We start from the raw sequence: 640 nt of genomic DNA on the forward strand, positions 1-640 counted from the left end.
GCGCCTGCGCGCGGAGTATGACAAGAGCATCCGCGCCCGGCTGACCGAGCAGTTCGGCTATGGCAACGTCATGCAGGTGCCGCGCCTCGACAAGGTGGTTCTCAACATGGGAATCGGCGAGGCCGTGAACGACCGCAAGAAGGCCGAGACCGCGGCCGCCGACCTGTCGCTGATCGCCGGCCAGAAGGCGATCGTGACCTATTCGCGCGTCGCGATTTCGACCTTCAAGCTACGCGAGAACCAGCCGATCGGCTGCAAGGTGACGCTGCGCAAGGCCAAGATGTACGAGTTCATCGATCGCCTGGTGAACGTTGCGCTGCCGCGCGTGCGCGACTTCCGCGGCCTCAACCCGAAGAGCTTCGATGGCCGCGGCAACTACTCGCTCGGCATCAAGGAACACATCATTTTTCCCGAAATCGACTTCGACAAGGTCGGGGAAAGCTGGGGCATGGACGTCACCGTCTGCACGACCGCGCAGACCGACGACGAAGCCCGGGCGCTACTGGCCGCATTCAATTTTCCGTTCCGGCAGTGAGACGCTGAAATGCGCTCAGACGCGGAAAGGTAAGGAGCCAAGCATGGCAAAGAAGAGTTCGATCGAGAAGAACAACCGGCGCAGGCGGATGAACCGGAACGCGGC

The 640-nt window shown here is 62.2% G+C and carries 1 protein-coding gene; it reads left to right on the plus strand.

Annotated features, from left to right (window positions below; genetic code table 11):
* The coding region (gene rplE, locus BGO16_RS14495; protein WP_292619525.1) for a 50S ribosomal protein L5 at positions 1-535 on the plus strand (535 nt) is incomplete at its 5' end.
* Between the last annotated feature and the right edge of the window lie 105 nt (positions 536-640).

The sequence above is a fragment of the Nitrobacter sp. 62-23 genome, assembly GCF_001897285.1.
Lineage (GTDB): Bacteria > Pseudomonadota > Alphaproteobacteria > Rhizobiales > Xanthobacteraceae > Nitrobacter.